The sequence below is a fragment of the Burkholderia plantarii genome (genome assembly GCF_001411805.1).
Taxonomy (GTDB): Bacteria; Pseudomonadota; Gammaproteobacteria; order Burkholderiales; family Burkholderiaceae; genus Burkholderia; species Burkholderia plantarii.
This window is the reverse complement of the sequence record NZ_CP007212.1, coordinates 2,393,061-2,417,733: the sequence shown is the minus strand read 5'-3', so window position 1 is coordinate 2,417,733 and position 24,673 is coordinate 2,393,061. Positions and strand designations below refer to the sequence as shown.

23 protein-coding genes and 1 pseudogene are annotated in these 24,673 nt (G+C 59.4%); 17 read left to right on the top strand and 7 right to left on the bottom strand.

The genetic code is table 11. The annotated features are described in order from the left end of the window. The 9 genes from bpln_RS10295 to bpln_RS33865 all read left to right on the top strand — a co-directional run bounded on the left by bpln_RS10295 (position 1) and on the right by bpln_RS33865 (position 7,056). The gene (locus bpln_RS10295) at positions 1-1,497 is read left to right on the top strand and encodes a baseplate J/gp47 family protein (protein ID WP_055138750.1); all 1,497 of its coding nucleotides are present in this window, start codon (positions 1-3) and stop codon (positions 1,495-1,497) included. A 3-nt stretch (positions 1,498-1,500) separates the two neighbouring features. Next, a complete protein-coding gene (locus bpln_RS10290; protein ID WP_055138749.1) occupies positions 1,501-2,217 on the top strand; it encodes a hypothetical protein in 717 nt (238 codons plus the stop codon). Further along, complete coding sequence (locus tag bpln_RS35300) at positions 2,214-4,124, top strand: phage tail protein (protein ID WP_148653984.1); 1,911 nt, start codon at positions 2,214-2,216, stop codon at positions 4,122-4,124. Before bpln_RS10290 ends, bpln_RS35300 begins: the two co-directional genes overlap by 4 nt. Positions 4,125-4,140: 16 nt before the next feature. Next, a complete protein-coding gene (locus tag bpln_RS10285) occupies positions 4,141-4,902 on the top strand; it encodes a tail fiber assembly protein (protein ID WP_042624809.1) in 762 nt (253 codons plus the stop codon). Next, complete coding sequence (locus bpln_RS10280; protein WP_055138748.1) at positions 4,902-5,315, top strand: glycoside hydrolase family protein; 414 nt, start codon at positions 4,902-4,904, stop codon at positions 5,313-5,315. Before bpln_RS10285 ends, bpln_RS10280 begins: the two co-directional genes overlap by 1 nt. Before the next feature lie 11 nt (positions 5,316-5,326). Further along, positions 5,327-5,662 carry a hypothetical protein gene (locus tag bpln_RS10275; protein WP_123863483.1) on the top strand — a complete coding sequence of 112 codons (336 nt, stop codon included), beginning with the start codon at positions 5,327-5,329 and terminating at the stop codon, positions 5,660-5,662. Then, positions 5,659-5,934, top strand: coding sequence for a hypothetical protein (locus bpln_RS10270; RefSeq protein ID WP_042624812.1), 276 nt, complete (start codon positions 5,659-5,661; stop codon positions 5,932-5,934). Before bpln_RS10275 ends, bpln_RS10270 begins: the two co-directional genes overlap by 4 nt. 20 nt (positions 5,935-5,954) lie before the next feature. Continuing rightward, on the top strand, positions 5,955-6,476 hold the full coding sequence (locus tag bpln_RS33870; protein WP_244132058.1) for a lysis system i-spanin subunit Rz: 522 nt from the start codon (positions 5,955-5,957) through the stop codon (positions 6,474-6,476). Positions 6,477-6,600: 124 nt separating this feature from the next. Continuing rightward, positions 6,601-7,056: a GNAT family N-acetyltransferase gene (locus tag bpln_RS33865; protein ID WP_244132057.1), complete on the top strand. Its 456-nt coding sequence runs from the start codon at positions 6,601-6,603 to the stop codon at positions 7,054-7,056. A 338-nt stretch (positions 7,057-7,394) separates the two neighbouring features. Here the strand turns inward: bpln_RS33865 and bpln_RS33860 are convergent, their stop codons facing one another. Together bpln_RS33860 and bpln_RS33855 are read right to left on the bottom strand one after the other, a co-directional pair. Continuing rightward, positions 7,395-7,931 carry a YrhB domain-containing protein gene (locus bpln_RS33860; RefSeq protein WP_080937159.1) on the bottom strand — a complete coding sequence of 179 codons (537 nt, stop codon included), beginning with the start codon at positions 7,929-7,931 and terminating at the stop codon, positions 7,395-7,397. Between the two features lie 766 nt (positions 7,932-8,697). Next, positions 8,698-9,603, bottom strand: a complete 906-nt coding sequence (locus bpln_RS33855; RefSeq protein ID WP_080937165.1) for a LysR family transcriptional regulator — start codon at positions 9,601-9,603, stop codon at positions 8,698-8,700. A 104-nt stretch (positions 9,604-9,707) separates the two neighbouring features. Between bpln_RS33855 and bpln_RS10260 the strand changes: the two genes are divergently transcribed. From bpln_RS10260 to bpln_RS10255, 3 genes and pseudogenes are all read left to right on the top strand, one after another. Beyond that, positions 9,708-10,808, top strand: a complete 1,101-nt coding sequence (locus tag bpln_RS10260) for an alkene reductase (protein WP_042624817.1) — start codon at positions 9,708-9,710, stop codon at positions 10,806-10,808. A gap of 28 nt (positions 10,809-10,836) precedes the next feature. Continuing rightward, positions 10,837-11,514 (top strand): peroxiredoxin-like family protein, encoded by a 678-nt coding sequence (locus tag bpln_RS33850; protein WP_080937166.1) that lies wholly within the window; start codon positions 10,837-10,839, stop codon positions 11,512-11,514. Between the two features lie 448 nt (positions 11,515-11,962). Further along, positions 11,963-12,183, top strand: a pseudogene (locus bpln_RS10255) (PHP domain-containing protein); the annotation flags it as partial. 166 nt (positions 12,184-12,349) lie between these two features. Here bpln_RS10255 and bpln_RS10250 read toward each other — a convergent pair. Further along, positions 12,350-13,354, bottom strand: a complete 1,005-nt coding sequence (locus tag bpln_RS10250; protein WP_080937162.1) for an IS5 family transposase — start codon at positions 13,352-13,354, stop codon at positions 12,350-12,352. A gap of 397 nt (positions 13,355-13,751) precedes the next feature. Here bpln_RS10250 and bpln_RS35295 point away from each other — a divergent pair, with 397 nt between their 5' ends. From bpln_RS35295 to bpln_RS35285, 3 genes are all read left to right on the top strand, one after another. Next, positions 13,752-14,660 carry a hypothetical protein gene (locus bpln_RS35295; protein ID WP_148653983.1) on the top strand — a complete coding sequence of 303 codons (909 nt, stop codon included), beginning with the start codon at positions 13,752-13,754 and terminating at the stop codon, positions 14,658-14,660. A 30-nt stretch (positions 14,661-14,690) separates the two neighbouring features. After that, a complete protein-coding gene (locus bpln_RS37320; protein ID WP_148653982.1) occupies positions 14,691-15,365 on the top strand; it encodes a hypothetical protein in 675 nt (224 codons plus the stop codon). Between the two features lie 148 nt (positions 15,366-15,513). Further along, positions 15,514-15,768 carry a hypothetical protein gene (locus tag bpln_RS35285; RefSeq protein ID WP_123863488.1) on the top strand — a complete coding sequence of 85 codons (255 nt, stop codon included), beginning with the start codon at positions 15,514-15,516 and terminating at the stop codon, positions 15,766-15,768. A gap of 278 nt (positions 15,769-16,046) precedes the next feature. Here the strand turns inward: bpln_RS35285 and bpln_RS33845 are convergent, their stop codons facing one another. From bpln_RS33845 to bpln_RS10240, 3 genes are all read right to left on the bottom strand, one after another. Further along, entirely contained in the window at positions 16,047-16,544 is a 498-nt protein-coding gene (locus bpln_RS33845; RefSeq protein ID WP_244103079.1) for a VOC family protein, read from the bottom strand. A 197-nt stretch (positions 16,545-16,741) separates the two neighbouring features. Beyond that, on the bottom strand, positions 16,742-19,300 hold the full coding sequence (gene valS, locus bpln_RS10245; RefSeq protein ID WP_055139503.1) for a valine--tRNA ligase: 2,559 nt from the start codon (positions 19,298-19,300) through the stop codon (positions 16,742-16,744). A gap of 944 nt (positions 19,301-20,244) precedes the next feature. Continuing rightward, positions 20,245-20,700: a hypothetical protein gene (locus bpln_RS10240; RefSeq protein ID WP_123863489.1), complete on the bottom strand. Its 456-nt coding sequence runs from the start codon at positions 20,698-20,700 to the stop codon at positions 20,245-20,247. Positions 20,701-20,844: 144 nt separating this feature from the next. Here bpln_RS10240 and bpln_RS10235 point away from each other — a divergent pair, with 144 nt between their 5' ends. After that, the gene (locus tag bpln_RS10235; protein WP_244132056.1) at positions 20,845-21,435 is read left to right on the top strand and encodes an SOS response-associated peptidase; all 591 of its coding nucleotides are present in this window, start codon (positions 20,845-20,847) and stop codon (positions 21,433-21,435) included. Positions 21,436-21,593: 158 nt separating this feature from the next. On the opposite strand, the gene bpln_RS10230 is transcribed toward bpln_RS10235, so the two are convergent. Further along, positions 21,594-22,988, bottom strand: a complete 1,395-nt coding sequence (locus bpln_RS10230) for a recombinase family protein (protein ID WP_338025947.1) — start codon at positions 22,986-22,988, stop codon at positions 21,594-21,596. Positions 22,989-23,293: 305 nt separating this feature from the next. On the opposite strand from bpln_RS10230, the gene rimO reads away from it, so the two are divergent. Then, on the top strand, positions 23,294-24,664 hold the full coding sequence (rimO, locus tag bpln_RS10225; protein ID WP_042625138.1) for a 30S ribosomal protein S12 methylthiotransferase RimO: 1,371 nt from the start codon (positions 23,294-23,296) through the stop codon (positions 24,662-24,664). The last annotated feature ends 9 nt before the right edge of the window (positions 24,665-24,673 follow it).

Genomic DNA, 24,673 nt, shown 5'->3' with positions numbered 1-24,673 from the left:
GTGCTGACCAAAGCCGATTTCCAGAAACTGATCCGCGACACGATCGCCGATTACCCAACGATCGCGCCGCTGTACCACGCAGGCGATCCGAGAATCACGCAGCATCTCGACGCCATGGCGACAATGCTGGGCGCGCTGTCGGCTCAGATCGAAGTCGCGCAGATTGAGCCGTTCGAGAAAACGCGCGACAGCACGGTGATGGCCGATGCGGCAATGCGCGGCATCGTGCGCAAGGCGACGCCCGCACGCGTGCGTGTTCGTGCGAGGAATGCTGGGTCGAGCCCATTCCTGATCGAGTCAGGGACTGCCGTGCTCGATTCCTCAGGCCTGCCGTATCGCGTTGAGACGGCCGCCACCGTGCCTCCTGGCGATGAGGCGACATTCGAGGCCAGTCAACGTCGAGCGGTCACGTTCACGCATATCGTGAACGGAAGTGAGCCGTTCTACTCGATCCCGATCCCACCGGCCGACGATGAGGCTGTGCTGTGCGCGGTCGCCGTGAGCGACGGTGACGGCATCTACGAATACCGCGACCGCTACGTGAACACCATGCCGGAAGAACGCGTGTATCACGTCGAGGCCGACGACCAGCAGCAAGTCTATGTGCGCTTCGGCTTCGACGGCGTGGTCGGCGTCCAGCCGAAGGATGGCGCAGCGATCACATTGACGGTGTTCTACACCGCGGGCGACGTGAGCCCTGATTTCGGCAGCCCGTTTGCGTTCGCGTATCTGAGCTCACCGTCCGAGGCTGCTGTCGACATGAAGATGGATGCATTACTGGCCGCCGGCCAGAACCCGATGCCGATGTCGGTGCTGCGGGATCTCGCGCGCTACCCGTCGATCTACAACGGGAACGCGGTGTTCCTCGGTGAATTTGATTTCCTGGTGCGCCGGACATTCCCGACGTTGCAGTTCCTTTCCGTGTGGAATGAGGCAACAGAGGAGGCGGCTCGCGGGGCCAGCCTGGACAACATCAACGCGCTGTTTATCGCCTGCCTGTCGAGCGACGGAGGCGAGGCGATTCGGGGCGAGGGCGACTCGCGCCACCCAGCGCCTGCCGTCGAGATCGAGGATGCCGACCTGACGGCCACGCAGATCGCAATCAAGGCGGCCGTGCGCGCTGCCGACGACAGCTATCGTGTGCGGTTCTTCACACCGGTCATCTCGCGGATCCGGATGACCATCAATGCCACGGTATCGACGTCGTATATCGCTTCGGACGTGCGACGGAAGATCAGCGAAGCCTTGTTGCGTGAGTACGGTCGGGAAGCGAGTGCGTCGCGGCGTGGTCGAACCCGCCCGCGCTACAAGCGCGTCTATGCGTTGCTGCGCGAGAAGGTGCCGGCGCTGGCCGATGCCGGTTCCGACTTGACGGTCAGTATTGACGAGCCGTCTGGCATCCAGATCCGCCCGGAGATGTGGCGCTACCTGGATGCGGAAAGCCTGACCGTCAACGTCGCGACGGCCAACATCGTGATCCCTTCCTGGGGCGCATAGCGCATGGCCTTCGATTTCTCGAATGCCCAGCTTCCGCGGCTCCTGCCGCTGGAGAACAGCTACGTCGAGAACGAGGTCGAGGCTGATCTCAAACGGCTGTTCTTGCATCTGTTCACTTCAGCTCTGGCACCTGTGCTGTTCGACGTGAACGTGCTTGGCATGGCGCACCTCGGTTCATTTGAACTGGTGCGGCGGGCCGTCAATTCGGACGGCCTGGTGCTACTCCAGGGAGACGGTGAGGAGGCTTCCACGCGTTACCTGTATCGCGCCTGGAAAGCCGGCGATACGCAGGGGCGCGGTTTGCACTTCTTGCGCACCTACCTGCAGTTGCTCTTTCCGAACATCGGCACGGCCGTTCAGCTTTGGCACGGAAAGACGTCGCCGTACCCCAGTGACGTGCGGGAAGAGAGCGGCGTCGACGCTTTTCTGACCAGCCGGGTGCGTATCACGATCAACAGCTTTCCGGATCCGGAGAAGGACGATCTCGTTCGCGGATGCCTGCCCAGTGTCATGCCCGCGCGCCTCGTACCTAGCCTGCGGCATCAAGTGACCAGCAACATCGGAAAAATGCGGCTGATCGCGGTAGGTAGCGGTGCGCAAAATTGGCATGTGTCGGGTGCCCTCGATCTGCTTGTGCCGATGGAGGGAACAGCCCAGTGGATTGCTGCGGGTAACGGCAATCCCGCCCAACTTTTGAATGCCAGAGGAACGATAGCGTGAGCGAACCGCTGAACCTGAAACTGACGACTGTAGGTCAGACCGCCATCTTCAATGCCCAGAACAACGGGCTCGACGTGACGCTGACTCACATCCAGTTCGGAACCGGGAATCGTGTTCCGGACAGAAAGGAGACGGCGCTCGTCTCACCGAAGCAACTTGCCACGATCGGGGCTGGCCAGAAGATATCGGACTCGCAGATCCGCATGTCGGCCGTGTTCATCGGGGCGTCGAACTACGAGGTGTGTGAGATCGGAATCTGGGCCGGTGAGCCGGGATCGCCCGATTCCGTTCTCTTCGCGTACTGCTCGCAGGAGGCCGGCCGCTACGCCGTCATGTCCGCCGGCGTGGATTTCGTTTTCTCGTACGACATGAGCATCGACGAGGCGGTTGGCAACGTGGTGAAGATCATCGTTGATCCGAACGGTAGCGCGATGATTGCGCTGATGGCGTCGCACGAAGCCGCTGCCAATCCTCACCCCCAATACGCGACCCACGCCGAGGTGAAGACGAAGGTCGCTGATGTCGTCGGTGGCGCGCCTGGCCCGCTCGACACGCTCGGGAAGCTGGCGGGCGCGGTGGGCGGCGATCCAGGGTTTGGAAGAAAGGTTGTGCTCAAGGCCGGTGACACGATGACAGGCCCGCTCAACGTCCCCATCGTGCGCCTTACCGAAGGTTTGCCCGATGACGGGGCTGCGCCCCAGATATATAACGACCCCAGCAAGCGCAATATCGTGTTCCGAACCGGCTCGGCCGGCGCCTATAGATACAGCCACATCAATGACGAGGGCATGTTGACGTTGCCCTTGAGGCCGACTTGGGGAGCGACGCCTTGGGATACGGACAACCTTGATCCTGGTGCGCTTGTGGCCAAAGCTGGCGGCACGATGACTGGGGCACTGTATCTGCCGAACGTGGCCCTCAATCAAGGTATGCGCGACGGTGATGCTGGCTCGGTCGTCTATAACGACCCTGGCAAGTGCAATCTCGTGTTCCGGACTGGGCCGACCGGTGCCTACAACTACGGTGTCATCGATGAGCAAGGTACGTTGAGGTTGCCAACTCGTCCGATGTGGAATGCTACGCCGTGGGACACCGGCAACTTCGATCCAAACAGAAAAGCGGCGATCGAATCTCCCGCCTTTGTCGGCAGTCCTAGCGCGCCCACGCCTAGCTTTGAAGACAACTCGAAAAGGATCGCGACCACTGAATTTGTCGTGCGCGCTATAAGCACTGCGGATATCGGGGCGATTTACTTTGAAGCACGTTCACGACCTCGTGCAGGTCATCTCGTGTTGGACGGCGCGCTGCTTCTCCGAAAAGATTATCCGGCGTTGTGGTCATACGCACAGGAGAGTGGGGCGCTTGTATCTGACGCCAATTGGCACGACGATAACTGGGGTAATTTTTCTGACGGAGATGGTGCGACAACGTTTCGCGTACCGGAGCTTCGTGGCGAACATATTCGATGTTGGGACAACGGTCGGGGCGTTGATAGCGGCCGCGTATGCGGTTCATGGCAAGACAGCATGAACCGCTCACATAGTCACGGCGCCACGGCGTCTGCGGCGCCAGACCACGTTCATACGGCATGGACTGACACACAGGGGTCGCATTACCACGTCGCGAAAGATCCTGGGCACTCGCACACGGTTGAAATGGGTCGTGTTGGCGTTGTCGCTGTCGACTATGGCCAAGGATGGGGGCCGTATAACTGGGATCGACAAGACATTCGATACACGTCGCATACGGATACCGGAATCTGGATCGACTGGGCGGGAAATCACGGTCACAACGTTGGTATCGGCGGCGGTGGCACGCACAGCCATGCCGTTACCGTCAGCGCAGATGGAGGAAGCGAATCGCGTCCGCGCAACATCGCGCTGCTGGCAACGATGCGTGCTTATTGAGGAAGGAAGCGAAATCATGATGATCCATCACTTCAACAGCGAGACCGGCGAGTACGTGAGCAGTTCTCTGGCTCTGCCTGATCCGAGAAACGAGAAGCGCTGGCTTATGCCCGCTTTTTCTACCGACACCCCGTTGCCGGATCGATCTCGACACACGTGGCCGTTCTGGCGTGACGGGGCGTGGACCTTGTTGCCTGACTATCGCGGGCGCGTGTTGTATCGCACGAGCAATGGCGAACCGGCGGAGATCTCGCGCGCGGGCGTGACGCCCGAAGAAACTGGCTTGACTGAGAAGGCTCGGCCGTCGGACGAGTATGTCTGGAACGATGGTGATTGGGCGGTCGATCCTCAGATTGTGGCGGCAGCGAAACGCAAGCTCGCGATGGAGGATTTCGAGAAGCGCTACGCCGAGGCGCAGCGGCAGACGCTCGGCAAGGAAAGCGCGGTCGCGGCGGGATTGCTGGACGATCTCGCGACGGCCACGTTCCGCGCATGGAGCGCATATCAGATGCAGCTCGTCGACGTGATCAACGGTTCCGCATTCCCGGATCGTTGTGACTGGCCTGACAAGCCGACTGCTGACTCGATCGAGCAGATTCGCGGCGAGATCGAAGCGGAGAAGGCCCGTATCGCCGAGGGGCAAGCGCGAATCGATGCGTCGAAAGAGAAAGCCGAATCGAAGCCAACGGCAGGCGATTCGAGTAAGGACGACGCTCGACAGACGGATGACGCCAGTGAACCTTCCGTGAAATCAACGGAGAAGGAGCCCGCCCAGTGATGGACAGACAGACATTGATCGCCGAACTCAGCCGGGATGAAGGACGGCGGCTGATGCCCTACACCGACACCGTGGGCAAGATCACCATCGGTGTCGGTCGTAACCTCACCGACGTCGGCATCAGCGAGAGCGAATGCGACATGCTGCTCGCAGACGATATCGACCGCACCATCACGTGGCTTGACGCCAAGCTACCGTGGTGGCGGGAGCTTGACACGGTCAGACAGCGCGCGATGGTCAACATGGCATTCAATATGGGCGGCGGCCTGCTGACGTTCGTGAACACCCTCGATGCGATAAAGCGAGGCGACTACGCTGCGGCATCAAAAGGCATGTTGGATTCGAAATGGGCAAGGCAGGTCGGTGCGCGCGCGACGCGGCTCGCAGAGATGATGACCACCGGCAAATCTTGATGGAGGGGGCAGTGGACTACGTGCGTTACCTGACCGGCCCGCTATCCGTTTTCGCGGCAGGCGCGGCCGGCTCGCTCGTGAGGGTCGTCGTAGTGCCCCCTGCGAATCGTCGATTGATGTTCGCGCACATCATCATTGGCGCTCTGATGGCGCTGTTCGTCGCACCCGCGGTGGTCGAATACTGGTTGCGTGGCGACAGTATTGCTTTGCAGCGAGGCGTCGCGCTGGTGATCGGGACGGCTGGTCCGATCGTCGCTGAGATCGCAATACGTGTGATTCAGCGACGTGGCGACAGAGTCGCAGAGGAACTGCTGGATCGCGTTGCGGGATCGGAGGAAAAGGAATGAGCGCTTTGATTTTGGTGTACGTGTTGCTTCACCTCGTGCTGTGCGCCGCGGTGGGATGGCTCCTGATTCTGCCGCAGTCGTTCGCGTGGCGCATCGTCCTGGGCATGACGCAGTTCGGTGGCCTCTGGAATCTCGCCGGGCTGATCTGGCTAGGCTACGACGAAGTGTGGCCGGGAGAGCCCGTGATCACGGGCGGGTTCTGCCTGGCCGTGCTCGGAATGATGTTCTTCAAACAGCCGTTGGTGACACGGAAGAGGCCGCAGCAGTCATGATAGGGCGAGCAGGAGGATACATGCTTGCAGTTGCACTCTCGATATCCGCGGGGGCGTATGGCATGCATGTGTTCGATGCGCGTGCTCTGGCTGCCGAGAAGGCCGAGCGCGCCACCGATGGGCAGAAGCATGCGGCTGATCTACTGGCGATCTCGCGCACTGCGCTCGATGCCCAGCAGCGCGCGATTGCCGCTCACGATACGGCGGCTGCGCGCGTGGCCGCCGTGGACTCAAAATTCACGAAGGAGCGGATGGATCATGAGAACGACAATCGCCGTTATCGCGATGCTCTGGCTGCCGGCACTGACCAGCTGCGCGTCACGGTCCGAAACTGTTCTCCAGCCGGTGCCGACAGCTTGTCCGGAGGTGCCGGCGCCGCCAGCGTGGGCGATGGTGCCACCGCCGTCGCAGACCTCGACCGAGCGACTGCGGAGCGCGCTTTCGCTGTCGCCGGTGACGATCAACGGGAAATCGATAAATTGAGGGCACTTCAAGAGTACGTATGCACAGTTCGCCCGGCAAGCCCCGGCTGCGTGCGTTAGTCATCGCAGGCTCCGGCAGATTTCACGGTGGAGCAGCCCCCTGAAAGACCGGACACGGCCACTCACTTAAACTAAGCGATCGTACCGCTTACGAGCTTACATCCCCACAATGAATGACAGTCCGATGAACAGGGTCGTGCTGGTTCCCTCCGAAGAAAGCGCAGCTGAAACGCAGGAGCTCTTCGCGCAATATGAGGCGGCTCTGCGCGATCACATCGATCTGGCGTTCGGTTGGGATGATGAGTTTCAACGACGTCGATTTGCAGAGTCCTACCCCCACTCCGACATACGATTGATCCAAGTTGGCGCCGATACAGCAGGTTACGTGGTCATTAGGATGTTAGACGACGCCATTCACCTGTCGCTTCTGATACTGAAGTCAAGCTTCCAGCGAAGAGGGATCGGGAAAAACATTCTGACATCGCTGATGTCAGAGTCCTCGCGGACAGGAAAGGTCATCACACTGTCTTGCTTCCGCTCGAACTCTGAGGCTATTGCGTTCTACGAATCGATGAAATTTCAAGTCACGTCTACTGAGGAACACTTCGTAAACTATCGATTCCCAGCGTCTACCAAGTAGTCTCATCCGACGAAGTTGACGTCGATCGTGCGCACGTGCGGCGTCATTAGATGACCGCTTACGAACGACAATCATCCTTATCGCAATGCTCTGGTTGCCGACGCTGACCAGTTGCGTGTCACGGTCCGAAACTGTTCTCCAGCCGGTGCCGACAGCTTGTCCGGGCTGCCGACGCCGCAGGCGTGGACGACGGTGCCACCGCCGTCGCAGACCTCGACTAAGCGACTGCGCAACACTCCTTCGCCTCGCAGCTCCAAGTATGTTGCATCGACGGGTTGAATCCGCAACCCTGAGCTGCCCTTCGCAACGACCGTAAGCGGTCATCCATCGACCGATCGCTAGCGCCGGGTGCTGCGATACGTGACGACCGCGTGGAACCCGACCTCCGCAAGGTCAATCACCAGTTGCTTGGCCGACGCTACGTCCTTTGTCTCGATCGCGGTCTCACGCGCTGCAAGACATCGATCGACTGAATGCTTTGCCTCCACGAGACTCATGTGTGAATTCTGGCGAATCAACCGCGTCGCTTGAACCTTATTCGCCCCGGCCGACCATCGCGTTAGACGAACCTGAGACTCTTCATATCCGTTAGGATCTCCGCACGCACGGTAGGCTTGGATCGACTCGGTGATTGGCCTGTGATAGCTGACGGAAATGGCCCGGCCATCGTCCCGGCTGACAAACAATGGTGCATTTCCCGCCAGGCTATCCCGAACGTCACCTGTCTCAAGGAAACGCGATGATTGATAGTAGAAGACCCAGCCGACATCGAACTCACGGGTTGCCGCATCGATGATGGTAATGCCGGCCGCCCCGGCCAAAGAGGCGAGGGTGCGGCGGGCCTGTTGCATTGCTTGTTCAAGCGTCCAACTCATGCCGATGCCATTGAGATCAGTTGGGAGTTTGCAAGTGAGCAGTGGCTATTTTCGCCTTAATTGTCGGCGATTCAGAACATTGTGCCGAGTGGCTCCTCATGGCCGAAACCCAGCGCATGTCGTCTGTGGCCGCGTTCAGAATACCTCGAACGAGCACCATTCGGGTACAAACCCCTCGAAGATAAAAAAGTCTTCGATATACGTGAGACCAAGCTTTTCCAAAGATCTCATGCATTCGTCGGCTGCATCGCCTCCAAAAAAAGGACCAAGCGATAACAGATTGTCAGATTCGTCAAAGTATCTCGCAAGATTGAATTCGGTCAAAACCGTTGACAGTTCGACGTTCTTGGCCGCAAGCGCGGCCCGTCGGACAACAATTCCGAAATCCCGGGATACTTTCATCGATGTGGAGCTTGAGTGAATGAGTCGCCACGATTGTCGGCGATCTATGTGTCGAGGTCGAGTGTCCGAAACTGGCCGAACTCGGCCCGACGACGACCGTCGCGGCGCCTCGTTGGAGGCTGCGGACGCCGACGGCAGATGGCGACCCATAGCGGACCGACCGCCCACCCGATAGCGGCCATTCGGCCAGTGTTTTACCGATTGTGGGCGGTAGCAACCGGCCCGAGCTTCAGGCTACGCTCGGCAACGCAGTCGATCATCGGTACGTAAGCCAACTCCAGTCCACGCCATGTGAGATGGTCAGACGACGATGGCGTCTCCTTGGACGCTTGTGATCGCAATGGTCCCAGCGCCAACGACCAGCCTACCCGGCAGGCGCAAAAGGTGTCTTTGCCAGGCATTCGCTGATGAAAGCTGCAAAGGCGCGTGCTTTCGCAGTCGCCTGGCGTCCTGCTGGATAAACAGCCCAAAGATCAAGTGAGGGGAGTGTCCAATCGCGCAGAACTGTCTCAACGCGACGGAGATCAATCTCCGGCTGGAACATCCACTCCGTAGAGACAGCCAACCCCATGCCTGCAAAAACAGCCTCACGCACCCCCTCGGCTGCGGTAGTGCTGATCATGTTCTTGAGCGTCACAACTTCCGACTTCGCGCCCTTTCTAAAAGTCCATGTTTCTCCTCCACCGCCTTGCGTATAGATAACGGCAGGAAATTTGGGTAGATCACCTGGCCGTTCAGGCGTGCCATGTCGATCGAGATAGTTGGAAGTCGCGACGACCATGCGCCGGGACGTGGCAATCCGCTTTCCCGTTACGGTCATCGACTTTGGGTCTCCCATCCGCAGCGCAATGTCGATGTTCTCCCCGATCAGATCGACGCTACGGTCGTCGAGAATTGCTTCGACTGTGAGTGCAGGATGCGCCTCAAGAAAAGCGGGTAGCAGCGGCATGACGTGTAGCCGGGCAAACGTCACCGTTGCACTGAAGCGCAAGCGTCCTGTCAGTCCAGTCCCGGCTCCAGTTGCAGCGAGGTCCGCTTCGTTTGCTTCGTCAAGCGCGCGCTTCGCCCGCTCGTAAAAACCCTGACCTGCTTCAGTCGGCGTTAGCCCCCGTGTCGAGCGCGAGAGAAGTCGTGTTCCCAGTCGTTCTTCAAGCTGTGCAACAGCTTTTGATATTGACGGCTGACCGACCCTGAGTTGCCGAGCAGCTGCCGAAAAGGAACCCGTTTCAATGATGCGCACGAATGCTTCCATGGTCGCGAATCTGTCCATAGATCATTCTCCATTGGAATGAGTGTTATCAAAAATAGCAGTCTACTGCTTTCTCGGGGAATAAATTAACTTACTGACTCAGCATATCAACTCGGTGAGTTTTCATGAGCAAGCTTTTCAGCCCAACCGCAATCGGTCCGTACGAGATTGCCCATCGCGTGGTTCTGGCGCCCCTGACAAGAATGCGCTCCGAGGCGGGCGACGTACCCGGAGACTTGATGGTTCATTACTACCGGCAGCGTGCGAGCAAAGGCGGCTTCATGATCGCCGAAGCATCGCCGGTCTCGAAGCGTGGGATTGCCTACGCCGGCGCACCAGGAATCTATGGCGATCATCAGATCGCGGGATGGCGCAGGGTCACAGATGCCGTCCACGCGGCTGGCGCGACCATCTTTCTGCAGCTTTGGCACAGTGGCCGGCAGTCTCACCCCGATATCATCGACGGCGAAACACCGATCGGCCCATCCGCATTACGCGCCGAAGGCGTTGGTTTCTCGAGGAATGGAGAAATCGAATTCGCGATGCCACGTGCGCTCGAACTTGACGAGATACCGGACCTCATTGGTCAATTTCGTCGGGCATCGGAGCGTGCGATGGAAGCAGGGTTCGACGGCGTTGAGCTGCACTCGGCGAACGGCTATCTTGCCGATCAATTCCTGCAGGACGGCAGCAACATCCGAACCGACGCTTACGGTGGGACAAAAGAGAATCGTGCGCGATTTCTGCTGGAAGTCGTGGAAGCAATGACATCCGTCTGGGGCGGAGACAGAACCGCCGTCCGGCTTTCTCCAAGCGGCAAATTCGGTGGAATGTTCGACAGCGATCCGAAAGCGACCTTCTCCTACGTGACGGAAGCGATGAACCGCTTCGGTCTCGCCTATCTTCACGTCATCGAGCCGCGCATCAAGGGCACCGAGGAAATCGAGGACGACGCTCAACCGATCGCCGCAGCCATGCTGCGGGAAATCTTCAGGGGTTCCGTCATGGCAGCCGGTGGTTTCGACCGCGACAGCGCCGAAGCCATCATTGAGTCCGGTGTTGCTGACACAGTCGCCTTCGGACGCTCCTTCCTCGCGAACCCCGATCTTCCGGAACGATTCCGGAGAGACCTTCCGCTCAATGCCTACGACCGCTCGACGTTCTATGGCGGAGATCACCGCGGCTATCTCGACTATCCCTTTTACGCTGATCTGCTGTCCGCGTAATTTTTTATCACTTGAAAGAGGTCTTATCATGTCACTGCAAGACAAGCTCGACGCATTCCGTGCCAACTTCGAAGCCGGCGGCCCTCCTTACAATGCACCGTCACATATTCACGAGCCGATGCATCGCGCCACACGCGAACTCACCGAGTCCGGCGCAGCTGAAAAGGCGCTGAAGGTTGGAGACAGGGCCCCCACCTTCACCCTGAAGGATGCTGAAGGAACATCGCACTCGTCCACTGATCTCCTCGCACGTGGCCCGCTGATCGTGACGTTCTACCGAGGCGTATGGTGCCCGTACTGCAACTTCGATCTGCAAGCGATTCAGGCCTCGCTCCCGGATCTCGAAAGCCGGGGCGCCCAACTCGTAGCGATTTCACCGCAGACCGCTCCGAACAGTCGCCGTAGCCAGCGGGAGAACCACGTAACGTTCCCCATTCTGTCTGATCCGGGTAATGAAGTAGCAGCGGCATTCGGCATCCGATTCAAGTTGCCAGACTATCTGGCGGACCTCTACAAGACCGTTTTCAAAAACGATCTAGCCGTTGCGAACGGCGAGCCGAGTTGGACGCTGCCGATGCCCGCACGATTCGTCATCGGTCAAGATGGAGTCATCCTGTACGCAGAGGTCAACCCGGACTATACGCGCCGGCCAGATCCCGAAGAGCTTTTGCCCGTGCTTGATCGGGTCAAAGAAAGCACTGCGTGAGTGGCGCTTGAGGGGAGTACAAGACCGTGTCCCTGTACTCCCAAAAGACGTCGCGCTAGACGCCAAGTATCCACGTAAGTGTGTTCCTAGCAGCAATATCACCATCCGGGACGCCGAAATCGTGCAGGGCGGTCAGTGCGATGTTGCTTGTGCCTCGGTGGGCTCTTCCAAATGAATTAACGGCGCCTCGGGCTAGATTGCCTCTCGATAGGGGTGCCATTTTCCACAATTCCGGAGACAAGGTCGTCCGACCGCTTGTGGCCGATCGCAGCCAGTCGACCCGTTCTAGATTCTAGGGCGCTATCGCTCATCCTGGCACCTTACGCTCACCAAAACCGCGTGCTAAATCGCGGCGTTCATATACGTCGCGGAGGACGATCACGGTGTGTGCTACTGGCTGATCCGTGAGCGCGTGTCCGCGCGCGACGAGCGCGACGAGCCGCGCTGGTTCCTGCACGGCGCCTCACGCGCCGAGGAATTGGTCGAGCGCGCGGCGCGGCGCGGCTACAGCGCGATCGCAATCACCGACGAGTGCTCGCTCGCCGGCGTCGTGCGCGCGCACGTCGAGGCGAAGGCGGTTGGCCTGCCGCTCATCATTGGCTCGCACTTCCAGCTGACGTCGGCCGACGGCTCGCCGGCGCTGAGTTCACGGCGCTCGCGATGAACCGCGGTAAGCATCTGATTTGTACCGTTCCCTGTCTTGCGTAGAAGATGCAATCATCGGCTGCGACGGACACGAGTGACCGACTCTGTCCACAAACAGCGAGATGCCGAAGTGAAGCGCAGCGAATTCGGGGAAGTTTGACCGGGGAAAGCGCCTCATTTCCTGCATTTTTCATATACGTGACGGACTACTCCCGTGAACCGACCGAAACCGGTTTTGCGCAATCACCAAGTTCGCCAAGGCGAACAGACTGAACAGTTGCGCCGTGTTCTTCGCCAGTCCCTTGTAGCGCACCCTGCGATGGCGCAACAGGTTCTTGACAACATGGAACGGATGCTCGACCCGCGCGCGGATTTGCGCCTTGGTTCGCTCAAGCGCGATCATCAGATCCTTCAGCGCACCATCCTGCATCGCCTCGATCCTTCTTCGCTTGGCCGCCACGCGCCACTTCACCGACCGGCCCTTCATTTCATTGCGCTTGTCTACGCCGATATAGCCCGCGTCGCCGAACGCTTCTTGTTCATGACCATGCAACAGCGCGTGCGCTTGCGAAACATCCGACACGTTGGCGCAAGTGCCGACCACGCTGTGAACCAGCCCCGAATCGGCATCGACGCCGATGTAGGCCTTCATGCCGAAGTGCCACGCGTTGCCTTTCTTCGTTTGATGCATGTCCGGATCGCGACGCTTCTCGGCGTTCTTGGTCGACGGCGGCGCTTCGATGATCGTCGCATCGACCAGCGTGCCTTCCTTCATCATCACCCGTTTCTGCGCCGTTTCCACCGTCGCGTTGAACAGCTCCGTCACCGCGTCGAATTCCAGTAGCCGATCCCGGTTCTTGCTGAACACCGAGTGGTTCCAAACCGCATCCTCGATCGACAGGCCTACGAACCACCGGAACAGCAGGTTGTACGAGATCTGCTCGACCAGTTGCCGCTCGCTGCGGATGCTGTACAGCACCTGCAACAGCATCGCCCGCATCAGTTTCTCAGGCGCGATGCTCGGTCGGCCTCCCTTCACATCGACTTCGTACATCGCCGAGAACTTCGCATCCATCTTCGACAGTGCTTCGTTCAGCCACGTCCGAATCTGGCGCAGCGGATGCGCCTGCGGAACAAATTCCTCTAGCCTCACCGTGCTGAACAACGATTCGTTGTAACCGTCCGCGCCTCGCATCTGCCTTCTCTTCCTTTATCTCGGGAGCCTACATCGTGCAGGACGGACCGACGTATTTCAACGGTCTGCTAGATGGCGGTCTCGCTACGCCGCCGACTAAAATCCATGAAGGATTGATCTATTTGCATTGGTGGCAATGTAATGCACCCGTATCAAACGGTTGCAGAGCGTCGTTCACGAGGCCGATCGAGCGCGAGAACATGCCAATCAGCAGCCCGACCGTCTGCGCATCCGGCCGACATCTCTGAATCCCGCAAGCGAAGAGGGGGGGGCTCTATTTCGGCCCCTCTGTCGTAGAAAAGGACGTCCGATTGACAGCGACCTGCTAACAGTGACAGATTTGATAACCAATTGCATAGTATATTGTGCTCTCCCCCTCTCTTTACTAAGGTGATCCATGAACGACAACGTATATGATCCAGGTGGCCAGAACCTGTGGAATATTGCGGATAAAATCAATCACATAATTGATATCAAAATAAACGCTGAGCTTGACGGAAAGCCGACGACGTTGCTTGGTGGAAAAGCCACGACGGTTATACTTTCAATAAATGGCGCGTTGGAAAGTGAAGACGAATTGAGTGATTTTTATATAGTCCGGCAGGATTTCATGTTCAGCCCGTTGGATATGGTAATCAACAACTGGCACGAACGGGGCCTATATGTCACCGAATACACAGTAACTGTCGAAACACAGGACGAACTCAGCGACAGTGTTGACCTGGTTAAGGGGTCACCACAGGGTGCTGTCGGGCAAACGTCTGTCTCATCCGGCACTTCGCTGTCATTCGGTGGATCTGTAGGATGGTTTGGCTCGACCCCAACGGGAGGCGTAAATGCCGGATATTCAGTCAGCAACAGCACCAGTTTCGTAGTTTCCGATGTAGAGATCAAGGATCGTTGCCATAAAAGACCTAACGTTGCCCAGTGGGCATTCTCAATGCCATTTGTCAATCTTGTAAAAGATTTAACTAACTATCATCTATCAGATCCAAAAAATTTATCGATTAATACATTTCAGCCAACGGTCTACAGCATATGGCGATCTAAAAAGCGAGTTGGTGAAAGATTCGAAATCAAAACTACCGTCGATGTAGCGTTGGCGCATTCTGCTCTTGATCGTGGTGATTCTGGTGTGATTAAAGCTATTGGCGAGCTCGCGGCTCCCATTGGTATAGGGAGTGTTCTGCTTGCTGGAAATCAATTGGCCTATTCAATAAATGCCAGGGTGTCACATACACCTATACACGCTTCTCAAAGCTTCGTCACTCAGGCAAAATTTCCAAAAATCGTATTGAAGCGTTGATGCTGCGGCCAATCCATTCGAGAGGTGATCATGCGCCTGACCTACATTGTACTTAGTCATTCAGATGATTTTACGAATAAAGCAATTTCAATGCAGCTGATGAATATGTCGGAGGGGGCTGCGAAAATTTATATCCTTAAATATAATTCTAATAACGCGTTGGATTTTTATATTTCAGAAATAGCGGCCATGAAATCCATTGCGAAAGGTGATGGTCGTTTTTTTACGGTATTGATGGAGGGTAATCTGGGTCATCCTGGGCAAGAGCCCGGTAATGAAAATATCGAAATATTTAGATCTTTGAGAGATGTTAAGTTTGTGCTCTTTTCTGGATCTCATGAATATTTCAAAAACTATATGGATTTTCTTGGTAAAAATGAAATAAACAATGTATATGCGATCATTGAAAAGGGAAAAATTCCGGTGGATGTCATGCAAAACACAATAAATGGCGAAAAATCGGGATACGTCGAGCGTCAGCAGGCGGGTATTGAGGCTATGCGACCGGTGCAGCAGGACAACGATGACGAAGAAGAACTGACACAATTGAACAGGGGGCGTCAGGAAGCGGCGCGTCAGGAAGCAGCGCGTCAGGAGGAAGCGGCGCGTCAGGCGGAAGCAGCGCGTCAGGAAGCAGCGCGTCAGGAGGAAGCAGCGCGTCAGGAAGCGGCGCGTCAGGAAGAGGCGCGTCGCCGGGCTAAATGAAACCCACCGAGTTTGGCGGAGGCTCCACTCCCGCCAAGTCGCCGCTGCCCTTCATCCGGCGTCACCTTCCCGCGACCGTGGCCTTGCCCCCTGGCTCGCGCATGTAGACTTGGAAGCTCTCACGCCACCCAATCTCTGCGGGGACCCCATGGAAAACAATGCCTTCAATTTGCAAGCAGACTCAATGGCTAACCGGTTGGTGCTTTCAGGTCTGCTCGACTACCTCGAGCTGCACCTTCCGAATGTGCGGCGTCACCTGACTCGTGCGCTTAAGGTGGTTCAAGACGCACTGCCTGACGAATCTCCCGAACTCGCCCTGAATCGAGACGCGCTAAAAATCGCAATCGGAATCACGAGCGAGGTTAAATCTGCCCCCGACATACTTGGCGGCCTGCGAGAGTGATTCGTCTCTGAAGCTCGGCTCCGCTGCTCGTCGGAAGCATACGACGACTGACTGCCGGGCTCTCCAGGAGTGAATTGATTACCTGCACCTCAGTTCCAAAAAACGAACAATCGTTCGTTAATTTGTATGTATGTCAAATTGGTTGTGGGTGCAATGATCGGCCAAGCCCCCATTCACTTGAGCTTGGCGGCGCCAGCGTCGGCCGCCGTAGCCCAATGCTTGCCAGCGACACGTTGCCTGATTGTTGGCCAAAGGCGCCTCGGCTCGGCGCGGCAGCCTCAAGTAGGCTGCATCAATTCGATGGTGATGCCATCTGGGCCGGAGACGTATGCAACCACGGTCCCCGCGCGAGGGCCCGCAGGGATCGGTTGGGGCGAACCATTTACCTGCCAGCCTGCCGTCTCTACCCGTACGATAGCCGCTCGGATGTCTGAGACCGTGACAGCGAGGTGCGCTGCGCCAATTGCGCCCGCGTTTCGGGGCGCACGGCCGAGCTTCAGACGGGTCGAATACTCAAGGAGTTCAATAGGGTAACCGTTCGGGGCCGTCACTATTGCCATTCGACATTTCGGATCATCAATACCCGTCGCCTCACGCAGAAACGCTCCTCCGATTTCACCCTGACGGGAAAGATCGAAGCCCATCGCTTCGGTCCAGAAACGGATTGCCTCTTCAAGTGAAGAAACCGAAAAACCCGTATGGTCGACTGCCATTACGCCCGCGCTATCTGTCATCTTTAGCTCTATTTTCAGAACTGGTTCGAAGAATTGTGGCACGAATTTCGACTGACCGCGTTTGGCCGAACGCGGTCGGCCGCCGCCCTACAACGAGCGACCGTCGCAGATCGACCCGGAGCAGTCATAGAATTCCCTCCAAAGCGGTCGTTCAAACCTCTGGTTCGCTGAGGTGTTCGTGGGCCCGTGGCCAGCACACGTCTTGCGACCGATCATGCCGCCCGGTCGCAAGACGTTGCTCAGAGCGTCACTTCGACGCAGAGCGACTTCGAGGCAATCGTCATCAGCTCGCCAATATGTCCGGCGTTACGCAGATCGTCTGACACTTCCCGCAGTGCTGCGAGACGCGTTGCCGTATCGCTGACTCGCACAATTGAAACCCCTGCTTTCATCGACACTTTTGCTTCTGATTTCGCCCGGCGGACTTCACGCAGCACATCCGAAACGATGATGCAAAGCTCGCTGTTCGCGCACTTCCCCGCCAGCGCTTGGAGCGAGACGGCGTCGGGCCATGCTGCACGATGTATCGATCCCAAATGCCACCATGACCAGCACTCTTCTGCGGCAAACGGAAGGAACGGTGCGAGCAGCCGCTGCAACACCGACAGAGCGGAGGCCAGCGCGTGATGTGCGGACTGAGCCTGCGGATTGTCTTCGTGTGCGCGACTCTTGACCAACTCGACGTAATCATCGCAAAACCACCAAAAAAATGCCTCGATGTATTCGAGCGCTTTGCTGTGGTCGAACGTCTGCAACGCCTCGGTCGCCTGTGTCACGACCTCGGCCAGACGCGCAATCATTGCCTGATCGAGCGCCTCCATGACCAGCAAATCGGGGGACTCGTCGAAGCCGAGCACGAATCTGGAGACGTGCAGCAGTTTCAGTGCGAGGCGGCGCCCGTTTCGCATCTGTCTTTCGTCAAAGGCTGCGTCCATGCCTGGGCGTCCCAGCGCAGCCCAGTAACGAACACCATCTGAGCCGTGTGTGTCGAGCAACGCAGCTGGCGTGACCACGTTGCCCTTCGATTTCGACATCTTCTTTCGGTCCGGATCGAGAATCCAGCCGGAAAGCGTTGCGTGCGTCCATGGCAAACGTGCATTCTCCAGATGCGAGCGCACGACGGTCGAGAACAGCCAGGTCCGGATGATGTCGTGTGCCTGCGGACGCAGGTCCATGGGATAAACAAGTTCGAAGCATCCATCCGGTTCGCCCCAGCCGGTGGCAATCTGCGGCGTAAGCGAACTTGTCGCCCATGTATCCATGATGTCGCTCTCGCCAATGAAGCCACAGGGTTGGCCGCGCTGATCCGCCCGATAGCCGGGCGGAACTTCCGATTGCGGGTCGACGGGTAGCGTCGATTCATCGGGTTGAATCGGTGCACCGTAATCGGGCTCGCACTCTGCATCCAGCGGATACCACAGTGGAATCGGCACGCCGAACACTCGCTGACGGCTGATCAGCCAGTCGCCATTGAGACCGCTCACCCAGTTGGCGTAGCGGCTACCCATGAACGACGGATGCCAACGAAGTTCGGCTCCGCGCGCGAGCAATGCATCACGCAGCAACGGGTCGCGGCCGCCGTTCCCCAAATACCATTGGCGCGTCGCGACGATCTCCAAAGGTCTGTCGCCCTTTTCGAAGAATTTGACGGCATGACGGACGGGGCGCACCGCACCGATCAAGCTGCCAGCCAAAGCAAGCTGACTTGCCATTTCTCGGCGCGCTTCATGCACCGGCCTGCCCGCAATTTGCGCATAGGCCCGGGTGGCTTCGCCGGAAGCAATCCATTCGGGCGTATCAGCGCGCAGACAGCCATCCTCGCGGATGATGCTACGCGTCGGCAGTGCCAGTTCGCGCCACCAAATCACGTCGGTCAGGTCGCCGAACGTACACACCATCGCGATTCCCGAACCCTTTTCGGGGGTTGCCAGTCCGTGGGTCATCACTGGAACATCGAACCCGAATAACGGACAGTGCACGCGGGTCCCGATGATCGAGTCATACCGCTCGTCATTAGGATGCGCGACAAGCGCGACGCATGCGGCCAGCAGTTCGGGCCTTGTAGTGGACACGATCACGTCCTTGCCCGCCGCATCAATGAAACGCAGGTCGTGCCATGCGCCATCGACCTCGCGGTCTTCGAGTTCCGCCTGAGCCACAGCAGTCTGGAACGTGATGTCCCATAAGCAAGGCGCTTCCTGCTGATAGAGCTCCCCGCGGCGCAAATTGCGCAGAAGCGCGCGCTGACTGATGCGCTGCGCCCGCGTACCGATTGTCGCGTAGCTGAGATCCCAGTCGACTGAGAGACCAAGCCGCATGAACAAGTCACGAAACGCGGCTTCGTCGACGGCGGTCAGCTGGTGACATAGTTCAATGAAGTTGCGGCGACTGATCCTTCTGAATAATGCGCGCTGCGCCGGCACCTTATCCGGTGCATGAAAGTCGGGCTGATAGGCAAGCCGAGAGTCACAGACGACACCATAAAAATTCTCAACACGGCGTTCGGTCGGTAGACCATTGTCGTCCCATCCCATCGGATAGAACACCGTCTTGCCGGTCATGCGCTGGAAGCGCGCGATGATGTCCGTATGCGTGTAGCTGAACACATGGCCGACGTGCAACGAGCCGGACACCGTCGGCGGTGGCGTGTCAATCGAAAACACCGCTTCGCGGGTGGCAGTGCGGTCGAAAGCGTAAGTGCGCTTTGCTTCCCAGTATGACGACCACTTCGCTTCTAGTCTTTCCAGTCCCGGTTTCTCCGGGATGGCGCGATCCATGCGCCGATTTTTTTGAATCATGGTGAGCACTTCCCTTTGATGGGCATGGTATGCGACCAGATCGAGCGATATAGGCACAAACGTGCCTCGCCGCGATCCATGCGGTCACACAAAAAGCACAGCTGTATTCAATGTCGTAGTCAAACGCGCAGCGAAGCGCCGATACACACGGCCCTGATCCGACTACTACGTGATATGAACGAGCTTTCCAGCGCACAGCGAGTGCCTTGCGGCGCTGGCACGCGCAAGTTCGGCGGTCTGACTACGGCACAACGGGAAGTGCTTGGAGGTGGAGCGCGAAGAAGTTGCGCGCAGCGGCGCAGGCGCTCTGGAACAGATGGGTAGATTGGAGACGTGGCGGCGGTGATCAGCGCAGCATTACGTTTAACGGTGACATAGCATCCTCCAAGGGTGGGGGGAATTGAATACCAGGCGGATAGCCCAGGAGCCAAGTTATAAACGATTAAGGGAAATATCGCAACTCATCATGTTGAGGCGCTTACCTTCGTTGACCAAAGGTGCCGGCACTCCAGTGGAACGAGGACTGGTTGACCCGAGCCGGTCCCAGCCCCGATGGGTAGGACCGTTTAGACAGGCTCGTCTTAGGAGACTATCCCGGATAGTCAACGAACTACGTGTGGCAGTCGAATGGCCGGTTGTGGCCGGAAGCGGACGGCTCGCGCCGGACCTGCTCCGTCAACTGCTTCCGAAAACCCGCCGGCCCATCACTGTCTCGATCATCACGCATTGGCTGAGCGTGAAGTTCGAACTGCCTGTGGCTAGAGGAATCGGCGCCCGGCTGGCAGCACGTGGCGCCGCTCACGCACGTCGGCAGCGCCGGCACTGCCGTTTCCTAGCATCGAAGACCACGCGATCGACCGCGTGATTGCTGCGCTCGCACCGGCAACGTTTGCTCCGGCCGCGTAGGCTCGGACGGCGGCGGCAGGGCGGTGGCCCGCCGCCTGTCACCGGCGCTTCCTCGTGCGCCGCTTGCCCGGTCGCTCCGCCGCCTCGGCGAGCGTGACCTTCACCCACGCGCTCTCGTCATGCGCCTTCACGCCGGCCTTGCGCAGCGCTCGGCGTAGCGCGATCACCTCGAGCACCAGGCGCTGGATGTCCCCATCCTCCGCCGCGCCTGGGCTTACCCACCACGTCCGCATCACATCGAGCGTTGGCGACACGAACTCCGGGAGCGGCTGCTCATTGTCCGGGCCGCGCGCGGTGCCGAACTGGTCCCCCGAGAATTCCGCCCGGGTCAGCTGCAGGTTGCGATCGCGCCGCGTTTCGTCGATGCGCATCGATCCTTCCTTGCCGTAGCCGTGCCAGCGCTCTGCCTCCCAATCCGTCATCCAGAAGTTCGTTGCGATCGGCCCGTAGTAGAGGTCGTGGTACAGCCATCGATACTCCCAGAGCGGTTCCATCTCACACCTCAAACACTGTATAAAATTACAGTATCTTATTTTGATATAGCATGTCCTCGTCAACTCGAAAAAACAGGGACCGCAATATGTGCGAACTACCGCGCACCTAACGAACCTGACGGCTTCAGCGACCTGAAGCTGCCGATGCTCGGCCCGCTCTACGATCACGGGCCATGGCGCGCGGAGATCTGGCCGGACTATTTGGCGCCGATCGCGCGCGCGGCCGGCGACAGCGCCGAAGCGGTGCTCGCGAACTTCGGCATGATCCCGAAAGCGCATCAGCCGCCAGGCAAGCGGTACATGACGATCAACGCACGCTCGGAGACGGTAGGTAAAAAGCCGGCGTTTCGCGCGGCCTGGCGCGCCAGTCAGCGATGCCTGATCCCCGCGGCCTGGATCTACGAGCCGAACTGGGAGACCGGGAAGCACGTCAAGTATCGGATCGGGCTGGACGGCTGGCAGCCGTTCTGCGCCGCCGGAATCTGGCGTGCGTGGAAAGAGGCGGACGGCAGCGAGACTCTCGCGATGGCGATGCTGACAGTGAATGCGGACGAGCATCCTGTGATGAGTCGCATGCACAAGCCGGGCGACGAGAAGCGCTCAGTCGTGATCCTGAGGTCGGCCGGCTATGACGAATGGCTGCATTCGACGAATGCCGATGCGGCCAGGGTGATGCTCCAGATCTGGCCGGCCGATGAAATGGTGTCGGAACCATATCGGCATCGCGAAGCGTAAGGGAAATCGATGGGAATGAAGCCTAAAAAAATCAACTTAATCAACGGTCACCTTGGCTAGGAAATTCCCAATGACTTGCTCAGAAGGCTTGTTGCATAACGATTGCGTACTAGGATTGTGATTCCTGCTGTCGTGGGGTCGATTGCCCGAATCCTGAATCAGTGTGGATTTGTTTGATTTTCTACGGGTGGTGCGGCCAAACGGCCGTCTGAAGGAAGTGGAAGGCCTCCGTCGAGAATAACATCGTCTGCCGAGCGCCATTCCCCGGTGCTGCGATCCACATGCAATAGCCGCGTACTGCCGCGCTTCGCGATCAGCATCAATCCGATCAGCCCGTCGTCGGTTTCCGGGTAGAACCCCGACTGGAACACCACAATCCGAGAGAAGGTATCCGCAACGAGCTGGCGCGCCTGCATCCGCGCGTCATAGTCGAGTTCCTCGACGCCCCGCGCGAGCGCCGACCAAGCGTCTGCGGCGGCCGGCGACTCGGCTGATGCCGCCGCATGCACCTGCAGTTCGAGCGCCTCACAGCGATGGCGCTCGCGCTCCAGATCCGCCTCCATCTCGCGCATCCTCTTCAGCAGCGCGGCCGGCGCTTGCGCCTCGTCCGTCAGCAGCACATCCGTGACGCGGCCGATCTGGCGTTCCAGATCGGCGACCGCGGCACGCGCGCGTGCCAACTCGGCGTTGAGCGCGGTCACGCCGCTGTCGCCCTCCAGTAGCCGCGTGAGGTTCATCTGATCCGAGCAGTAGAGCATCAGCGCGCGCTCGACCGGCGCGACGCTGCAGCTCCCGCTGACCTTGCAGCCCGTGCTGGAGCTGTAGGTGACGCAGTGCAGCCGCCGGTGGCCGGGGTAGGGCAGGCCGTTGGCCATGCGCCGACGTCTCATAATGTTTTGAGCGACGACCGCCGCGCCACAGTATCCGCAGTAGGTGATGCCCAGCCCGGTCACCACGCCCGGGATCTCGCCTTTCCCCTTCCGGCGGCCACGCTCGCTGGCCGCGTTGCGCAGGTCCGCGAACTCGGCCGAGCTGAGCACCGGCGGGTAGTAGCCCTCAAGGCGAAATTGCTCGCCGTCCAACTCGACGGTTTTCTCGCCGATCAGCATCCGGTTCGCGAGCAGTTTGTAGAGTTGCGGCGCGCGCGGCAGGCCGGCGTTGGTGATCGTCATGCCACGATCGTGCAACTCGCGCAGCGTGCGAACCGCGCCGTGCCCCTTCTGGTACATGTCGACCACGAGGCGGATCGCAGCGGCGCGCTCGGGGATCAACTCGAATCGGCCCCCATCCTCACGCACCCACTGCGGAGCCTTGCCGACCCGGACCGGCGCGCGCCAGGTGCCGGCGATCCAGCCTTGGCACTGGCGCCGGATCGCCGCTTTGACGCGCTTGCTCTTCGTGTCGGATTCCTCGTGCGCCCGGATCATCACCAGCAGGCTGTAGACGAGGTCCATCGGCTGCGCCTTGAGGCGCTCCCGGTTGTACTCTCGGCCGTCGCTGGCCGTCACGACGGTGATGCCGGCGTTGATGATCTGGGCGAGTTGCGCCTGCAACGGCTCGGCGCGACTCAGGCGGTCCAGACCCTCGACGATGAGGACGGAGCCGGGCGGAACGTGGCCACCCTCGACGGCGCAGTAACACGCTCAGTGCGCCTTGCTTGACGTGCCGCTGATGGTAGGCGGACAACCCTTCGTCGCGTAGTGAAAGGGACGCACCCAACGACAGGTCCCGCTCGGCCGCCCAGCGCGCGGCGTACTCAAGCTGACGATCAATGCTGCCGCTGGCCGCTTGTTTTGGATCGCTGACCCGTAAATAGCTGTAAACTCTCGCTTTTGCCGCCACACCCCACAAGATTCCGATGTCCCATACCCCGAAAGTAGGGTTCGTCTCCCTCGGCTGCCCGAAGGCCCTGGTCGATTCCGAACAAATCATCACCCAGCTGCGCGCCGAGGGCTACGAGATCTCCGGCACCTACGACGGTGCCGACCTCGTCGTCGTCAACACCTGCGGCTTCATCGACGACGCCGTCCAGGAAAGTCTCGACGCGATCGGCGAGGCGCTGACCGAGAACGGCAAGGTGATCGTGACCGGCTGCCTCGGCGCGAAGAAAAGCGCGAGCGGCGCGGGCCTGATCGAGGAAGTCCACCCGAAGGTGCTGGCCGTCACCGGCCCGCACGCGCTCGGCGAGGTGATGCAGGCGGTCCACAGCCATCTGCCGAAGCCGCACGATCCGTTCGTCGACCTGGTGCCGGCCGCCGGCATCAAGCTCACGCCGCGCCACTACGCGTACCTGAAGATTTCCGAAGGCTGCAACCACCGCTGCACGTTCTGCATCATCCCGTCGATGCGCGGCGATCTGGTCTCGCGCCCGGTCGCGGAAGTGATGCTGGAAGCGGAGAACCTGTTCAAGTCGGGCGTGAAGGAACTGCTCGTGATCTCGCAGGACACCAGCGCCTACGGGGTCGACGTGAAATACCGCACGGGCTTCTGGAACGGCCGCCCGCTCAAGACGCGCATGACGGAACTCGTGGCGGCGCTCGGCGAACTCGCCGCGCAATACGGCGCCTGGGTGCGCCTGCACTACGTCTATCCGTATCCGCACGTCGACGAGATCATCCCGCTGATGGCCGAGGGCGCCTATCGCGGCCACGTCCTGCCGTATCTGGACGTGCCGTTCCAGCACGCGGACCCGGAAGTGCTCAAGCGCATGCGCCGCCCGGCGAACGCCGAAAAGGTGCTGGACCGCGTGCGCAAATGGCGCGAGATCTGCCCGGACCTGACGATCCGCAGCACCTTCATCGCCGGCTTCCCGGGCGAGACGGAAGCGCAGTTCGAAACGCTGCTCGACTTCATCCGCGAGGCGGAACTCGATCGCGTCGGCTGCTTCGCCTACTCGCCGGTGGAAGGCGCGACGGCGAACGAACTCGACGGCGCGCTGCCGGACGAGGTTCGCGAGGAGCGCCGCGCGCGCTTCATGGAAGTGGCCGAGGAAGTGTCGGCGGCGCGCATCGAGCGCAAGATCGGCCAGACGCTGAAGGTGCTGATCGACGAAGTCAACGCCGAGGGTGGGATCGGCCGCACGGCAGCCGACGCGCCGGAAATCGACGGCGTGGTCTACGTGGAGCCGGCGGCAAAGGGCGCGAAGCGCTACAAGGTCGGCGATTTCGTGTCGGTGGCGATCACCGGCGCGGACGGCCACGACCTGTGGGGCGAGGTCGAAGCGGCATGACCCGGGCGA